At 62.6% G+C, this 14,306-nt stretch carries 13 protein-coding genes; 7 read left to right on the forward strand and 6 right to left on the reverse strand.

Annotated features, from left to right (window positions below; genetic code table 11):
• Positions 1 to 351 precede the first annotated feature (351 nt).
• Positions 352 to 1,395: a zinc-dependent alcohol dehydrogenase family protein gene (locus J3P73_RS07520; protein ID WP_130691215.1), complete on the reverse strand. Its 1,044-nt coding sequence runs from the start codon at positions 1,393 to 1,395 to the stop codon at positions 352 to 354.
• 349 nt (positions 1,396 to 1,744) lie between these two features.
• Between J3P73_RS07520 and J3P73_RS07525 the strand changes: the two genes are divergently transcribed.
• The gene (locus J3P73_RS07525) at positions 1,745 to 2,632 is read left to right on the forward strand and encodes a branched-chain amino acid aminotransferase (protein ID WP_130691213.1); all 888 of its coding nucleotides are present in this window, start codon (positions 1,745 to 1,747) and stop codon (positions 2,630 to 2,632) included.
• A 113-nt stretch (positions 2,633 to 2,745) separates the two neighbouring features.
• On the opposite strand, the gene speB is transcribed toward J3P73_RS07525, so the two are convergent.
• On the reverse strand, positions 2,746 to 3,792 hold the full coding sequence (gene speB, locus J3P73_RS07530; protein WP_130697714.1) for an agmatinase: 1,047 nt from the start codon (positions 3,790 to 3,792) through the stop codon (positions 2,746 to 2,748).
• A 136-nt stretch (positions 3,793 to 3,928) separates the two neighbouring features.
• On the reverse strand, positions 3,929 to 4,831 hold the full coding sequence (locus J3P73_RS07535) for a LysR family transcriptional regulator (protein WP_130691209.1): 903 nt from the start codon (positions 4,829 to 4,831) through the stop codon (positions 3,929 to 3,931).
• A 138-nt stretch (positions 4,832 to 4,969) separates the two neighbouring features.
• Between J3P73_RS07535 and J3P73_RS07540 the strand changes: the two genes are divergently transcribed.
• From J3P73_RS07540 to nadE, 4 genes are all read left to right on the forward strand, one after another.
• Positions 4,970 to 6,256, forward strand: a complete 1,287-nt coding sequence (locus J3P73_RS07540; RefSeq protein ID WP_130717058.1) for an HlyD family secretion protein — start codon at positions 4,970 to 4,972, stop codon at positions 6,254 to 6,256.
• Positions 6,257 to 6,395: 139 nt separating this feature from the next.
• Positions 6,396 to 8,015, forward strand: coding sequence for an MDR family MFS transporter (locus J3P73_RS07545; protein WP_130771248.1), 1,620 nt, complete (start codon positions 6,396 to 6,398; stop codon positions 8,013 to 8,015).
• A 30-nt stretch (positions 8,016 to 8,045) separates the two neighbouring features.
• On the forward strand, positions 8,046 to 9,251 hold the full coding sequence (locus tag J3P73_RS07550; RefSeq protein WP_130771249.1) for an adenylate/guanylate cyclase domain-containing protein: 1,206 nt from the start codon (positions 8,046 to 8,048) through the stop codon (positions 9,249 to 9,251).
• A 333-nt stretch (positions 9,252 to 9,584) separates the two neighbouring features.
• Complete coding sequence (gene nadE / locus J3P73_RS07555) at positions 9,585 to 10,418, forward strand: ammonia-dependent NAD(+) synthetase (protein WP_130661231.1); 834 nt, start codon at positions 9,585 to 9,587, stop codon at positions 10,416 to 10,418.
• A gap of 27 nt (positions 10,419 to 10,445) precedes the next feature.
• Here nadE and J3P73_RS07560 read toward each other — a convergent pair whose 3' ends face one another.
• Positions 10,446 to 11,378 carry a helix-turn-helix domain-containing protein gene (locus J3P73_RS07560; RefSeq protein WP_207579846.1) on the reverse strand — a complete coding sequence of 311 codons (933 nt, stop codon included), beginning with the start codon at positions 11,376 to 11,378 and terminating at the stop codon, positions 10,446 to 10,448.
• A gap of 263 nt (positions 11,379 to 11,641) precedes the next feature.
• On the opposite strand from J3P73_RS07560, the gene J3P73_RS07565 reads away from it, so the two are divergent.
• A complete protein-coding gene (locus J3P73_RS07565; protein ID WP_130661233.1) occupies positions 11,642 to 11,869 on the forward strand; it encodes a hexameric tyrosine-coordinated heme protein in 228 nt (75 codons plus the stop codon).
• A gap of 33 nt (positions 11,870 to 11,902) precedes the next feature.
• Entirely contained in the window at positions 11,903 to 12,319 is a 417-nt protein-coding gene (locus tag J3P73_RS07570) for a cupin domain-containing protein (protein ID WP_130661234.1), read from the forward strand.
• 52 nt (positions 12,320 to 12,371) lie between these two features.
• Here the strand turns inward: J3P73_RS07570 and J3P73_RS07575 are convergent, their stop codons facing one another.
• Positions 12,372 to 13,322, reverse strand: a complete 951-nt coding sequence (locus tag J3P73_RS07575) for an NADP-dependent oxidoreductase (RefSeq protein WP_245002736.1) — start codon at positions 13,320 to 13,322, stop codon at positions 12,372 to 12,374.
• A 207-nt stretch (positions 13,323 to 13,529) separates the two neighbouring features.
• Entirely contained in the window at positions 13,530 to 14,213 is a 684-nt protein-coding gene (gene gstA / locus J3P73_RS07580; protein WP_130672249.1) for a glutathione transferase GstA, read from the reverse strand.
• Between the last annotated feature and the right edge of the window lie 93 nt (positions 14,214 to 14,306).

Consider the following 14,306-nt stretch of genomic DNA (forward strand, 5'->3'; position numbering starts at 1 on the left):
CAGGCTCATCCCCGGTTCAAGCCAAGGGGGTTACGGTCCCGCCCGTCCGACCCCTGGGGGATGGCCATCCCCCAGGGGTCGCACCCATCATCAAACAATGAATGCAGTTTGAACATGCAAGGGGGCCACACGGCACGTCATTCATTATTGCTCTTCGCTCTCGCTCAGCGCATTCGCTCCTGCCGTCGCTCACCCCCTCATCTGCCTGCCGGCATCTTCTCCCCGCTGGGGAGAAGCGGAATCGTGGCAATGTCTCGGTCCCTTTCTTTTCAGCCGGAGCAAGACAATATCGGACGAAACCCGCTTGCTCTCCCACCTTTGCTCGCCACTCGAGGGGAGGGCGAAGCTCCCTCATGAAAACCGGGTAATCACGCTGATCCCCGTGGCCTCTGCCTTATCCAGCGCCATCAGCGCCGGCACGGCCTCCTCGAGGCTGACACGGCGTCCGATCAGCTTCTGCGGCGCGATCTTTCCGGCCGAAAGCATCGACAGCATGGCATCGTAGCGCCAGGCCTGCATGCCGTGGCTGCCGTAGATTTCCAGCTCGTGGCCGATCACCTGTGCCATCGGGATTTGCGGCGTCGCATGCTCGCCGAGCATCAGCCCCACCTGAACATGCCGCCCGCGCCGGCGCAGGTTCTTGATCGAGTTGAAGCAGGTGACGGGATGGCCGAGCGCGTCGATCGAGACATGCGCGCCGCCCTTGGTGATCTCGCGCACCGCCTCCGCCACGTCGGCGACGCCTGACGCATTGACCGTCGCCACCGCCCCGCACTCCCGCGCAAAGGCAAGTTTCTCCTCGGAAATGTCGATGCCGATCGCATTCGCTCCGAGCGCCGTGGCGATCATGATCGCCGACAGCCCGACACCGCCGCAGCCATGCACGGCGATCCATTCGCCAGGCCCGGTGCGCGCCTGGTCGGCGACGGCGCGAAACGAGGTGGCGAAGCGGCAGCCGAGGCTTGCCGCCGTCGCATCGTCGATCGTATCGGGCAGGTGCACCAGATTGGTGTCGGCATAATCGATCGCCACATATTCGGCAAACGACCCCCAATGGGTGAAGCCCGGCTGGAACTGGTTCGGGCAGACCTGCTGGTTGCCGGAATGGCACTCTCCGCAATGGCCGCAGCCGGAAACGAAGGGCACAGTCACCCGGTCGCCCACCTTGAAACGCATGACACCGCGGCCGGTGGCGACGATCCTCCCGGCAAGCTCATGTCCCGGCACATGCGGCAGCCGGATATCCGGGTCGTGCCCCATCCAGCCGTGCCAGTCGCTGCGGCAGAGCCCGCTGGCCCCAACGGATATGACGACACCGTCCTCTGTCGCTGTCGGATCGGCAACGGTGCGGATTTCGGGCGCCTGTTCGAAGGCTTCGTAAAACATGGCTTTCATCGGCGTCTTCCCTTGCTGCCGAATGCATGTCGCCCGGAAGTGTGCAGCGGTTCCGGGATAATGACATGCATAAAAAAGAGCTTAAGAGCGTGGCATGGATAAAAGTCGATGCGACGCTCTTAAGCGGCGGTTCCACCCATCATCGCATGCGACAAGTAGCCATTCCAACCTTCCATTCCATCATTTTTGCTGATGCACCCATCGCTGAGGCCCGTGTGACTGCGCACGAATATTGCGGCTTCGCACCCGCTTCCGGCATTTTCTTGCTTCCGCGTTTCCTGCCCCGATTTGTCCTTGACCCGGCTAGCCGTGGCGGCTTTTCCTTCTCCGGCTTCAGGAGGAAACCATCATGGCCGTCGATACAACACCCCGTTCAACCACCTGGACACATGTCGACGGGGAATGGCTCCCCGGCAATCCGCCGCTGATCGGGCCGACCTCGCATGCCATGTGGCTCGGCTCCACGGTCTTCGACGGTGCTCGCTGGTTCGACGGCATCGCGCCGGATCTTGACCTGCACTGCCAGCGCATCAACCGCTCGGCGCTCGCCATGGGCCTGAAGCCGGTGAAAACAGCCGAGGAGATTGTGGCACTTGCCTGGGAAGGCGTCGCAAAATTCGATGGCGCGACACCGATCTACATCAAGCCGATGTATTGGGGCGAACATGGTTCGCCGGGCAGCGTCGTCTCGGTCGATGGGGACTCGACCCGCTTCGCGCTCTGCCTGTTCGAGGCGCCGATGGGCGGCCATGGCGGCACCAGCCTCACCGTCTCGCCCTATCGCCGCCCGTCGCCGGAAACGGCGATGACCGAGGCGAAGACCGGCTCGCTCTATCCAAACAGCGGCCGCATGATCGCCGAAGCGCGCAGCCGCGGTTTTGACAATGCACTGGTGCGCGACCTGAACGGCAACGTCGTCGAGACCGCCTCTTCGAACGTCTTCATGGTCAGGGACGGCGTGGTGTTGACACCGGCCGCCAACCGCACCTTCCTCGCCGGCATTACGCGTTCCCGCGTCATCAGCCTGCTGCGCAAGGCCGGTTTCGACGTGCACGAAGCAACGCTCTCCGTCGAGGATTTCATGCAAGCCGACGAGATCTTCACCACCGGCAACTATTCCAAAGTCGTCGGCGTCATCCGTCTCGACGGCCGCGACCTCCAGGAAGGCCCAGTCACCCGCAAGGCGCTGGAACTCTACATGGACTGGGCCTTCGGCAGAAGCGAGAGTGAAGAGTGAGCCACGATCCCGCAAAGCGGGAGCAATCGATCCAGTGAATCGATTGCAGTGGCGAACGCCCGGAGCGCAAGCGCAGGGCCGGCGCGCAGCAAGTGCAAGCGCCGGCGCGGACGTCACCGGCCCTGAACTGAAGGGCTGAACACCAGCAGGCTTAGAATTTCGAAGAGAAACTGAGCCCCCGCCTGGGCGGTGTTGGTGGTGCTGTCATATTGCGGCGCGACTTCGACCACGTCGCCACCGACGAAATTGATCCCCTTGAGACCCCGGAGCAGCTCGAGTGCTTCCCGGGTGGTGAGACCGCCGGGCTCGGGTGTTCCGGTGCCGGGGGCAAAGGCCGGGTCCAGGCTGTCGATATCGAAGGACAGATAGGTCGGACCGTCGCCGACAATGCGTCGGGCTTTTTCGATGATGGCTGGAATGCCCATGCCGGAAATCTCCTCGGCATGAATGACGGTCATCCCGGATTCATAGGAGAATTCCCAGAGATATTCGGAGGGACCTCGGATGCCGATCTGCACGGTGCGGGTCGGATCGAGAACGCCGTCCAGCACGGCGTTGCGCATGGGGCCGCCATGGTGGAACTTGCTCTGGTCGAAAGGACCGCCGGTATCGCAATGCGCGTCGATATGGATAAGACCGACCGGCTCCCGCGCCCCGACCGCTTTCAGGATTGGATGCGTGATGGAGTGATCACCGCCGACCGAGACTGGGATGACACCCGCCTCGACGATCTTTGTGATGGCCGCCTCGATGTTCTCATGGCATTGCTCCAGGCGATATCGGCTCGCAAACGGCACATCGCCGATATCGGCTGCACGCAGGTCATAGGCTGGGGCGCAATCCAGAACGTGGTGATAGGGTCCGATCCGCTCGATGCCGCGTACGGCCCGCGGTCCGAACCTTGATCCCGGCCGGTTGCTGACGCCGAGATCCATCGGGATGCCGACGACGGCGACTTGCAGATCACCAAAATCGGGAGCGGCGAAGTTCACCTCCTTGTAGGGTAGGCTCGCAAAGGTCGAGACGCCGGAATAGGGGGCCGCGCGCGTGCCGCCGCTGAAAATCTTCTCAGCCACCCGACGGAATCGCGGATCGAAAAATTCGGCGCTATCTGCGAATTTCCTGCGCAGATCGTCGAGATGCTTCTTCAAATCAACCATGGTCTTGTCCCTCGTTTCTGCATTCAGTCTGACGGCGCGCCGCCCGGTTCACAGCTTCAACGCCGATAATGGTTGCGGCTATGCCTGACAGCTCTATTGCGTGAAGGGCAGCCTCTTGCACCGAGGTTTGCCTTGCTCATGTCATCCACTTCCGATGCTCCGCAAATCTCTCCGCCAAGAGGTCGATGAACAGCCGCACCTTCGTCGGCAGATGGCTGCGGTTGGGATAGACGGCGTTGATATTGAATTCCACCGGCCGGTAGTCCGGCATGATCTTCATCAGCCGCCCTTCGGCGATGTCGTCGAACACGACGAAACTCGGTGCCAGGAAAATGCCGCGCCCGGTCAGCGTCAGGAAGCGCAGCATCTCGGCGCTGTTGGAAACGACGTTGCCGCTGATCTTGACGCTCTCCTTGTTGCCCTCGCCATCCTCGAAGCGCCATTCGTCGCCATAGGGGTAATAGGCATATTGCAGGCAATTGTGATCGGCGACCTCGGCCGGCGTCTTCGGCATCGGATGGCTCTCGAAATAGGCCGGCGAGCAGACGAGCATATGGCGCCACGGCGTCAGCTTGCGGGCGACGAGCGATGAATCCGGCGGTGGTACCGTGCGCATCACCAGGTCGTATCCATCCTCGATCATGTCGACCATCCGCTCGCCGACGCTGAAATCGAGTGCGATCGACGGATAGAGCTCCATAAATTCGCTGACGACAGGCAGCAGGAAACGCACGATGGCGCTGCTGGTGTAGACCTTCAGCGTCCCGCGCGGCGTCGTGCTCAGCGCGCCCGCCGTCCGGTCCGCCTCATCGAGTTCGGCCAGGATCTGCGACGAACGCTCATAATAATATTTGCCGGTTTCCGTCAGGCTGACCTTGCGCGTCGTGCGGTTGAGGAGGCGCACACCGAGCCGGTCCTCCAGCGATTGCACGTGGTTGCCGACCATCGTGACGGACATGTTGAGCCGGCGCGCGGCGGCGGAAAAACCGCCGCATTCGACCACGCGGCCAAAGACTGTGAGACTTGTCAGTCGATCCATATTGCCCTCGGATTATCCGCTGAGAGTTGATGATCCTTCCCGATTTAAGCAGATTATCAAAATGAATGTCAGGGTGCATTTTCCTTCGCATCGAACAGGGCCTCTCACAGAGGAGGCCAACGATGAAGGAGAATTAGGATGGTCGAGTTACCCCACAGGCAAGTTTTCGAAAGTGCGAGGCAGGCCGAGCAGATCCTGGCCGAGGAAGCCGCCAGGGCGCCTTCCGCCGAGGCGGCTCCTGTGCCGGCTGCCGAAGCACCGGCCACCGAAGCGCCGGTTGCGGAAACTCCCAAAAAGACCGGCCGCCGCATCGTCAAGCGCGCCGTCCTTGCAGCCGCACTGCTTGCTGGCGTCGCCTTCGCAGGCGATTTCGGCTACCGCTACTGGACGGTCGGCCGCTTCATCGAATCCACCGACGATGCCTATGTGAAGGCCGATTACACCACCATCGCCCCGAAGGTCGCCGGCTATATCAGCCAAGTGCTGGTCAACGACAATGACGCGGTCAAGGCCGGCCAGGTTCTCGCTCGCATCGATGATCGCGACTTCCAGGCAGCGCTGTCGCAGGCCAAGGCCGATGTGAAGGCAGCGGAAGCCGCCATCACCAATATCGACGCCCAGATCGCCCTGCAGCAGTCCGTCATCGAGCAGGCCAAGGCCACGATCGATGCCTCGCAGGCATCGCTGGATTTCGCAGTATCCGATGCCGCCCGCTCGGCCCGCCTGATCACCAACGGCGCCGGCACCCAGTCTCGCGCCGAGCAGACCCAGTCGGCCCGTGACCAGGCCGCTGCTGCCGTCGAGCGCGATCGGGCAGCCCTCGTCACGGCTCAGAATAAGGTGCCGGTGCTGCAGACTGAGCGCGAACAGACCGTCGCCCAGCGTGACCGTGCGGCCGCCGCCGCCCACCAGGCAGAGCTCAACCTCTCCTATACCGACATCGTCGCCGCCGTTGACGGCACGGTCGGCGCCCGGTCTATCCGGGTCGGCCAGTATGTCACTTCGGGCACGCAACTGATGGCAGTCGTGCCGCTGCATGCGGTCTATGTCGTCGCCAATTTCAAGGAAACACAGCTGACCTATATCAGCCCCGGCCAGTCGGTCGAGATCAAGGTCGACAGCTTTCCCGATATCTCGATCAAGGGTCATGTCGACAGCGTTTCGCCGGCAAGCGGGCTGGAATTCTCGCTGCTGCCGCCGGACAACGCCACCGGCAATTTCACCAAGATTGTCCAGCGCATCCCCGTCAAGATCGTCATCGACGACGAGGCGCTGAGCGTCCTGTTGCGCTCGGGCATGTCGGTCGAGCCGGAAATCGATACCAAGGCTGCCCAAACCCAAGCTGCCGAGACCAAGGTTGGCGAGACCAAGCCTGCCCAAGCCTCTGGGGCGGCCGAAGAGGGATTATCCAGCCACGCTGGATGATCCTTCCTTTGCTTGCCTAATGATCCCGATCATTCCCCAATGATCCCGATCATTCCCCAATGATCCCGATCATTCCCCGAATGATCACCGGAACCCCGTCATGAGAAAGTTTCCCGCGAGAGCCGGAAGGAGATAAGCCATGGCCACTCTTCAGATCGCCGCAAACGGCAATTCGCTGGCGCGCCCCGCCGCCGCAGCGCCCGCGGCACCTGCCGTCATGAGCCCGCTGCGCATGTGGGCAGCCGTTGTCGGCTCGACGCTAGGCGCCTTCATGGCCGTCCTCAACATCCAGATCGTCAACGCCTCGCTTGCTGATATCCAGGGCGCGATCGGCGCCGGCACGGATGACGGTGGCTGGATTTCGACCTCCTATCTGATCGCCGAGATCGTCGTCATTCCGCTCAGCGCCTGGCTGGCGCGCGTCTTTTCGCTCCGCAACTACCTGCTCACCAACGCCATCCTCTTTCTCATCTTTTCCGTTGCCTGCGCCTTCGCGGCCAATCTGCAGCAGATGATTATCCTGCGCGCCATTCAGGGCTTTTCCGGCGGCGTGTTGATCCCGATGGCCTTCACCATCATCATCACGCTGCTGCCCAAGGCCAAGCAGCCGATCGGCCTGGCCCTCTTTGCCCTGTCCGCCACCTTCGCGCCGGCGATCGGCCCGACGATCGGCGGTTACCTCACCGAGAACTGGGGCTGGGAATATATCTTCTATGTCAACCTGGTGCCTGGCGCTCTGATGGTCGGCATGCTCTGGGCCTCGCTCGATCGCGGGGCGATGAACCTCAAGCTGCTCGCCAAGGGCGACTGGCCGGGCATCATCACCATGGCGATCGGTCTGGCCGCCCTGCAGACCGTGCTGGAAGAGGGCAACAAGGAAGACTGGTTCGGCTCCGATTTCATCGTCCGATTGTCGGTCATCGCCGCCGTCTCGCTGACGCTGTTCCTGATCATCGAGCTGAAGACCGCCCAGCCGCTCTTGAACCTTCGCCTGCTGGTGCGCCGCAACTTCGGCTTCGGCATCGTCGCCAATTTCCTGCTCGGCATTGCGCTTTATGGCTCTGTCTTCGTGCTGCCGATCTATCTGACCCGCATCCAGGGCTATAATTCCGAGCAGATCGGCATGGTTCTCGCCTGGACCGGCATCCCGCAGCTGCTGCTGATCCCGCTGGTGCCGCGGCTGATGAAGCGTTTCGATGTGCGCCTGCTGATCATTATCGGCTTTGCCCTCTTTGCCGCTTCGAACTTCATGAACGTGCACATGACCGGCGATTATGCGAGCGACCAGCTGTTCTGGCCGAACATCGTCCGTGCCATCGGTCAGGCGCTCGTTTTCACCCCGCTTTCGGCGATCGCCACCGCAGGCATCGAGCAGGAGAATGCCGGTTCGGCTTCGGCACTCTTCAACATGATGCGCAATCTCGGCGGCGCCGTCGGCATCGCTTCGCTGCAGACCTTCCTGTCGAAGCGCGAACAGTTCCACTCGAATATCCTGACCAACTCGGTCTCGGTCTTCGAGGAAGCCACCCGCGATCGCATTGCCAGGCTCACCGGCTACTTCATGAGCCACGGTGTCAGCGATCAGGCGCTCGCCAGCCACAAGGCCGTCGTCGCCATCGCGCTCAAAATACGCAAGCAGGCCAATATCATGGCCTTCAGCGACACCTTCTTCCTGCTCGGCGTCGCCCTGGTCGTCGCCCTGCTTGCAAGCCTGCTTCTGAGAAAACCCGGTCAACTCTCCGGCGGCGGCGCTCACTAGCGCCCCGCCTCCCTTAAGGAGGAGAAAGCCATGACAACCACGATCTATGCGCCGGATACCGACAGACTCCAACCCAAGCCAGCCGGCCATGCCGTCAGTGTCGGCGCACTGCTCTCCATCATCGAATGGCTCTCCGGCGACGAATGCCACGCGCTCGACGAAGCGGGCCTGGTCTCCGGCCTCGGCCGCAGGCTTCAGGCGCTCGGCCTGCCGGTCGACCGGTTGACGCTGCATCTGATGACCCTGCATCCCGAGTTCATCGGCCGCACCATCGCCTGGGCGCCGGGCGAGCCGGTCGAGATCCACGACCGGGAACACGGCGCCCGCGTCGCCATATCAAATACGCCGCTGCGCAAGGTCATGGAAACCCGCGAACCGCTGGTCGTCGATACCGGCGAAAGCGTGCATGGCCGCTGGCAGCATATCGATGTCTTCGCCGATCGCGGCCTGATGCAGCTCGTCATCGCGCCGCTCTGCAATGTCGACGGTCCGGTCAGCGCCGCCGTCTTCGGCACGCGGCGGCCGGGCGGTTTCACCGCCTCCGAGCGTCAGGTGATCGAGCGCATCCTGCCGGCGCTGCGCAACACCAGCGAGTTGCGCATCCTGCGCCAGGTCGAGCTCAGCCTGCTCGATACCTATATCGGCCCGCTGACGGCAAGCCGCATCCTGGCCGGTCGCATCCGCCGCGACGAGATCGAATCGATGGAGGCGGCACTCCTGCTTTGCGATCTGCGCGGCTTTACCGAGCTGTCGAACCGGCTGCCCGGCAGCACCGTGCTCGGCCTGCTGAACGCCTATTTCGACAGAATCGTGCCGGCCATCACCCGCGAGGGTGGCGAGGTGCTGAAATTCATGGGCGACGCCGTGCTCGCCTTCTTCCCGGGCTACGACGCGGTCCATTCCTGCGGCGCGGCCCTGGCATCGGCCCGCGCCATCCTCGAGGAGATCGACCATTTCCAATATGAGGGCATCGGTGTGAAGGCCGGCATCGCCTTGCATTACGGCGAGGTCAGCTATGGCAATGTCGGCTCCGGCCGACGCCTCGACTTCACCCTGATCGGCGGCGACGTCAATCTGGTCAGCCGTATCCAGACCGCCTGCAGCGAATTGGGAGAGGCCCTGCTGATGTCGGAGCCGTTTCGCGAGGAAGCGGGGGCAGGGGATGTGGTGTCGGTCGGGGCGCACAGGCTGAAGGGTTTTGCCGATCCGGTCGAGCTGTTCACGATTGTGCGGTAGGGGCAAGCCCATCCAGCTGGCAGAATCCAGATCTCCGGTCCGCCCCTCATCCGCCTGCCGGCACCTTCTGCCCGCCAGCGGGGAGAAGGGATATGCCGCAACGTCTCTACTGCCTTCCACCGTTGCTTGAGGCACGTCCCCTCTCCCCGTCAGAACGGGGAGAGGGTTAGGGTGAGGGGCAGCCTTATTGCTGTGAGGTCAGGCAGTTCATTCCTAAGCCCCCGACGCCCACTTGCATAAAATGCATGGCAGGTCTGCCCGGAACGGTTTCGTCTTCCCTCATCTTTTCGCCATAGTGGCGCCGAAATTCCGTAAGCGGGGAGGAAGAGGCTTATGACTGTGCTGTTCGACGAACAAGGCGAGATCATCCGCGAACTGGGTGTTGCCGCCGATATCGACCCTGAGCGGGAGATCGAACGGCGAACTGCTTTCCTCAAGGATTATCTCGTCGCCTCGGGCATGCGCGGCTACGTCCTCGGCATCAGCGGCGGCGTCGATTCGCTGACGGCGGCGCTGCTGGCTCAAAAGGCGGTGCGCGAGCTGCGTGACAGCGGCCATGCGGCCGAATTCATTGCCGTGCGCCTTCCCTACGGTGTCCAGGCGGATGAGGCGGATGCGGGAAGGGCGCTGGAAACGATCGGCGCCGACCGCTCGATGGTGGTCAATATCAAGGCGCCGGCGGATGCGATGCTTGCCGCCGCGCAGGACGGTGGCCTCGCCTTTGCCGATGCCGGCCGGCAGGATTTCATCCTCGGCAATATCAAGGCGCGCCAGCGGATGATCGCCCAATTCGCCCTTGCCGGAGCGCTTGGCAGCCTCGTCATCGGCACCGATCATGCGGCCGAAGCGGTCATGGGTTTCTTCACCAAGTTCGGCGATGGCGCCGCCGATATTCTGCCGCTCGCCGGCCTTAACAAGCGCCGCGTCCGCCTGCTGGCAAAACGGCTCGGCGCCCCGGACGACCTGGTGTTCAAGGTGCCGACCGCCGATCTCGAGGACCAGCGCCCGCTGCGTCCCGACGAGGAGGCCTATGGTGTCAGCTATGACGAGATCGACGATTTCCTCGAAGGCAAGCCGGTCGGCGAGATTGCCCGCCGCCGCATCCTCGCCGCCTATCGGGCGACCACTCACAAGCGCGCTTTGCCGGTGGCTGTCAGCGCGCTCTGAAGTCAAATCCAGGTCAGTGCTTTGGCCCTACGGCGGCGGCCACGTGACCGACGAACAGGCAGCTCGTCGCCATGCGCCGGGACTAACGCCGGCAAGCTGCGTGAAGACGCGGGTGAAATGGCTCTGATCGGCAAAGCCGCAGGCAAGGGCGATCTCCGTCAGTGTCGATCCCTTCAGACAAAGAAGCGACTTTGCCTTTTCGATACGGTTCTTCTGCAGCCATGCATGCGGTGAAAGCCCGGTCGAGTGCCGGAAGGCGCGGCAGAAATGCCGCTGCGACAGGCTGCATTCGCGTGCAAGCTCGCTGATCGACAGGCTGCCGCCGATGCCTGAGGAGAGCAGCTCCTTGGCGCGTCGTTCCTGCCAGGGCGCCAGTCCGCCGCGGATCGGCCGGCATTCGGGTCTGAGGCCGCCATAATTTTCCGCCACATGCGTCGCCATGGCGAGCGCCATCTGGTCGACGAAGAGCCTGCCGATCTGCTCCGGCCGCGAAAAGGCATGACGCATGGCAAGGATCATATGCTTCATCGTTTCGTCGGAAACGGGTGCGCCGGCCCTATAGGCGAGGTCGCCGATCCTCAACGCTTCGGCATCATCAGCCACCTGGTCCAGCACCGGGCGCGGCAGGTAGAAATGCACGGAGTGATGCGGCCCGTCGGTCAGCACATAGGGCTGGCGCTTGAGGTCGTAGAAGATGATGTCGCCGGCCGCAAGATTGCGGGCCGCGGCCGGCCGGTCGTCCTCCCAGCACTGGTGATTGGGAAAGTCCCGCATCAGCAGTGTGATGAGAAAGGCATCCTCGTAGGGGACGGGTTTCGACAACTCGCGTCTGTCTGCTTCGGAATGGATCTCGGTGACGGCAAGGTTGGCTTTCCGGATGGCCCGCGAAACGATGGTCGGGACCTCCTCCAGATTGAACCGCGAAGCCAATTGCCGGCCGTAGGCGCCGGTCTCCGACATGGTCGCTCTCCTTGCACGGGCCGCGGCAAAGGGGGCGTAGCCGGACCTCGCGCGCACTATAGAACGACTGCCGCGAACCGCAATCGCGCCGCTCGCGACACGTCTCCCGACCTGCAAAAAAAAGTGTCCGATTCAGACAAGAGAGCGTGTGCAGCGCGGCTGAATTCGTCCCAAACGTCCAATCCATGCGCCTATCGGCAAAGAGGAAATTCATCACGCCGGCTCTAATGCGATCGTTCCTTTCCGACGCATTGAGAACGACGATGAGCGATCCATGGCTGCCAAGCCTTATCACCGAGACACCGCAGGCGGGTTTCGAACTCGCGATCAAGCTTTCGCGTATGGGCGTCAAGATGACCCAGCCCTCTGATGAAATCCGCAAGAAGCTACGGGTGATCTACGAGGACGATGCCGACAGCCTGATCGCCGCCTCGCAGGTTATCGCCATCAATTACCAGACGGTCGCCGCTGCCAACAATTACTGGCGTTGAGCCATGCCGGCGCCACCTTTCAAGGAGAGAGTCATGAGGCGATCTGCAACGATCATTCTTGTCGCGGCCTCTCTTGCCGCCGCAAGTTTCGGTATCGGCCATGCCGACGACGGCGAGAAGGTGACGCCGGTCTTTCGCCATGAATTGCCGAACAGCCCCGGCAAGAGCCTTGTCGCCTTCATCGTCGCTTATGCGCCAGGCGGCAAGTCGGTTGCCCACCACCATGCGAAATCGGCTTTCGTCTACGCGCAGATCCTCACCGGATCAATCCGCAGCAAGGTCGGCGACGAACCGGAGAAGATCTACAAGACAGGGGAGAATTTCTTCGAAATGCCGGGTTCGGCGCATGCCGTCAGCGAAAACGCCAGCAGGACCGAGCCGGCAAGCCTGCTTGCCGTGTTCATCGTCGACACCAAGGACAAGGACCTGACGGTGCCCGACAAGCACTGATTGCCGGATAATGCGGAAAGACCGGGACGATGCCCGGCCTTTCCTCGTTCTTTCATGCGGCAACGGTGAGAACGATCTTGCCCTTGGCATGAGGCCGGGTTCCCTCCAGCATCTCATGCGCGGCAATCGCTTCGGAAAGCGGCAGCACGGTGCCGACCTGGGTAACGAGCGCGCCGGCATCCACCATCGCCGCGATCTCGACAAGCTGCGCTGTCGTCACCTCGACAAGGAAGAAGAAGGCCTCGACGCCATGCGCCTTGGCCAGCTCCTGGTCCGGCTGCGAGACAGCCGAAACCAGCCGGCCGCCACGCTTCAGCACCGTAACGGAGCGTGTCTGTGTTTCACCGCCGACGAGATCGATGACGGCATCGACCTCATCCGCCACCTCCTCGAAACGCTGGCTGCGGAAATCGACCACCGTGTCGGCGCCGAGGTTGCGCACCATCTCGATGTCGCTGCCGCTCGCCGTCGCTATGACGGTAAGACCAGCCTTGCGGGCGAACTGCACGGCATAGGCGCCGACATTGCCGGCTGCGCCGTGGATCAGCACGGTCTGCCCGGATTCAAGCTTCGCATGGTCGAACAGCGCCTGGCGCGCCGTCACCGCAATCACCGGGATCGATGCCGCTTCGATGTCGCCGATCGTTGCCGGCTTGCGGGCGATCATGCCGGCCGCGGCAATCGCATACTCGGCATAGGCACCGATGAAACGCGGATTGGTGACGCCATAAACCGCATCGCCTGGCGCCACGTGCTTCACGTCGGGCCCGACGGCTTCGACGATGCCGGAAAGGTCGGAACCGAGCGTCAGCGGCAGCGGCTGGGGCAGGGCGCTGTGGCCGGAGCGAATCCAGCCGTCCCATGGACCGACACCTGATGCCTTCACCTTTACCAGCGCTTCGCCTTCACCGGGCACGGGTCGTTCGATCTCTTCAGCTACAATTGCCTGCGGCGGGCCAAAGGCATGGACCCTGTAGGCTTTCATCGTCTTGCTCATTGTCATCTCCTGTTGTTGGGCAGCCGGCTCTTCGGCTTTCACGGGAGGCAAGATGCAGTCGGCGCAGCCTTTCGATAATCCGGCAAGTTCGGGAAGGATCATCAAGCGCCGGCGGATAATCGCCGGCGCGTGGAAAATCGTCAATTGGCCTTCACAGAGCCGAGCGCCTCGGCAATCCCACCGCTTGCTACCCGCATCCGGTTGGCGCCGTGTTCAAGGCTGCACCGGCGAGCCCGTCCGCCCGGCCGAAGCGAGATAGGCATGCGGCGCGAAATAGACGCCGTCGGCATCGAAGGCTTCGAGGTCTTCGGCTTGCAGCGCCTCGCGCACCTTCGGCCGTGCCGCAACACGGGCCATGAAGCCGTGCAGCGCCGGCCATTGCTTGAGATCGATGTCGGTCCAGGGCGACCAGTTCAGGCAGACGAAGAGATAGGCATCCGCCACCGTAAACGTATCGCCGGTGAGATAGGGTCCGGCAAGACGGCTGTTCAGCCAGGCGAGCCGCTTCGAGATCAGCGCGCGGATCTCCCCATGAACGCTGGAATAAATCGGATTGAAGAGCAGCACCATCGGCTTGTGCAGCTCGGCGGTGATGAAGTTGAGATAGGATTGCACCTCGTTGCGGCGGATGTTGCCGACCTCAGGCAACAGGGCTGCCCCTTCGGGCACGCTGTCGGCGAGGAACTGCACGATCGCCGGCCCCTCGGTCAGCACCTTGCCATCGTCGAGCATCAGCGCCGGCACATAGCCGTTGCCGTTGATGGCGAGATAATCCTCGCCGGTGCTCGCCCTGTGGGTCTGCCGGTCGACCTGGACGAGTTCGATATCGAGCCCCAGCTCCCGGCAGATGATGTGCGGCGAAAGCGAGCAGGCCGCGGCGTGCATATAAAGTTTCATTGCGGTTTCCTCTCCTTGTGGAGGCGGTCGATGCCGCCGGCCGACAGTGTTGAACATCTGTACTGTTTCGCATAAAATAGCTCTCGTCAAGAA

This window comes from Rhizobium ruizarguesonis (assembly GCF_017357285.1).
Lineage (GTDB): Bacteria > Pseudomonadota > Alphaproteobacteria > Rhizobiales > Rhizobiaceae > Rhizobium > Rhizobium ruizarguesonis.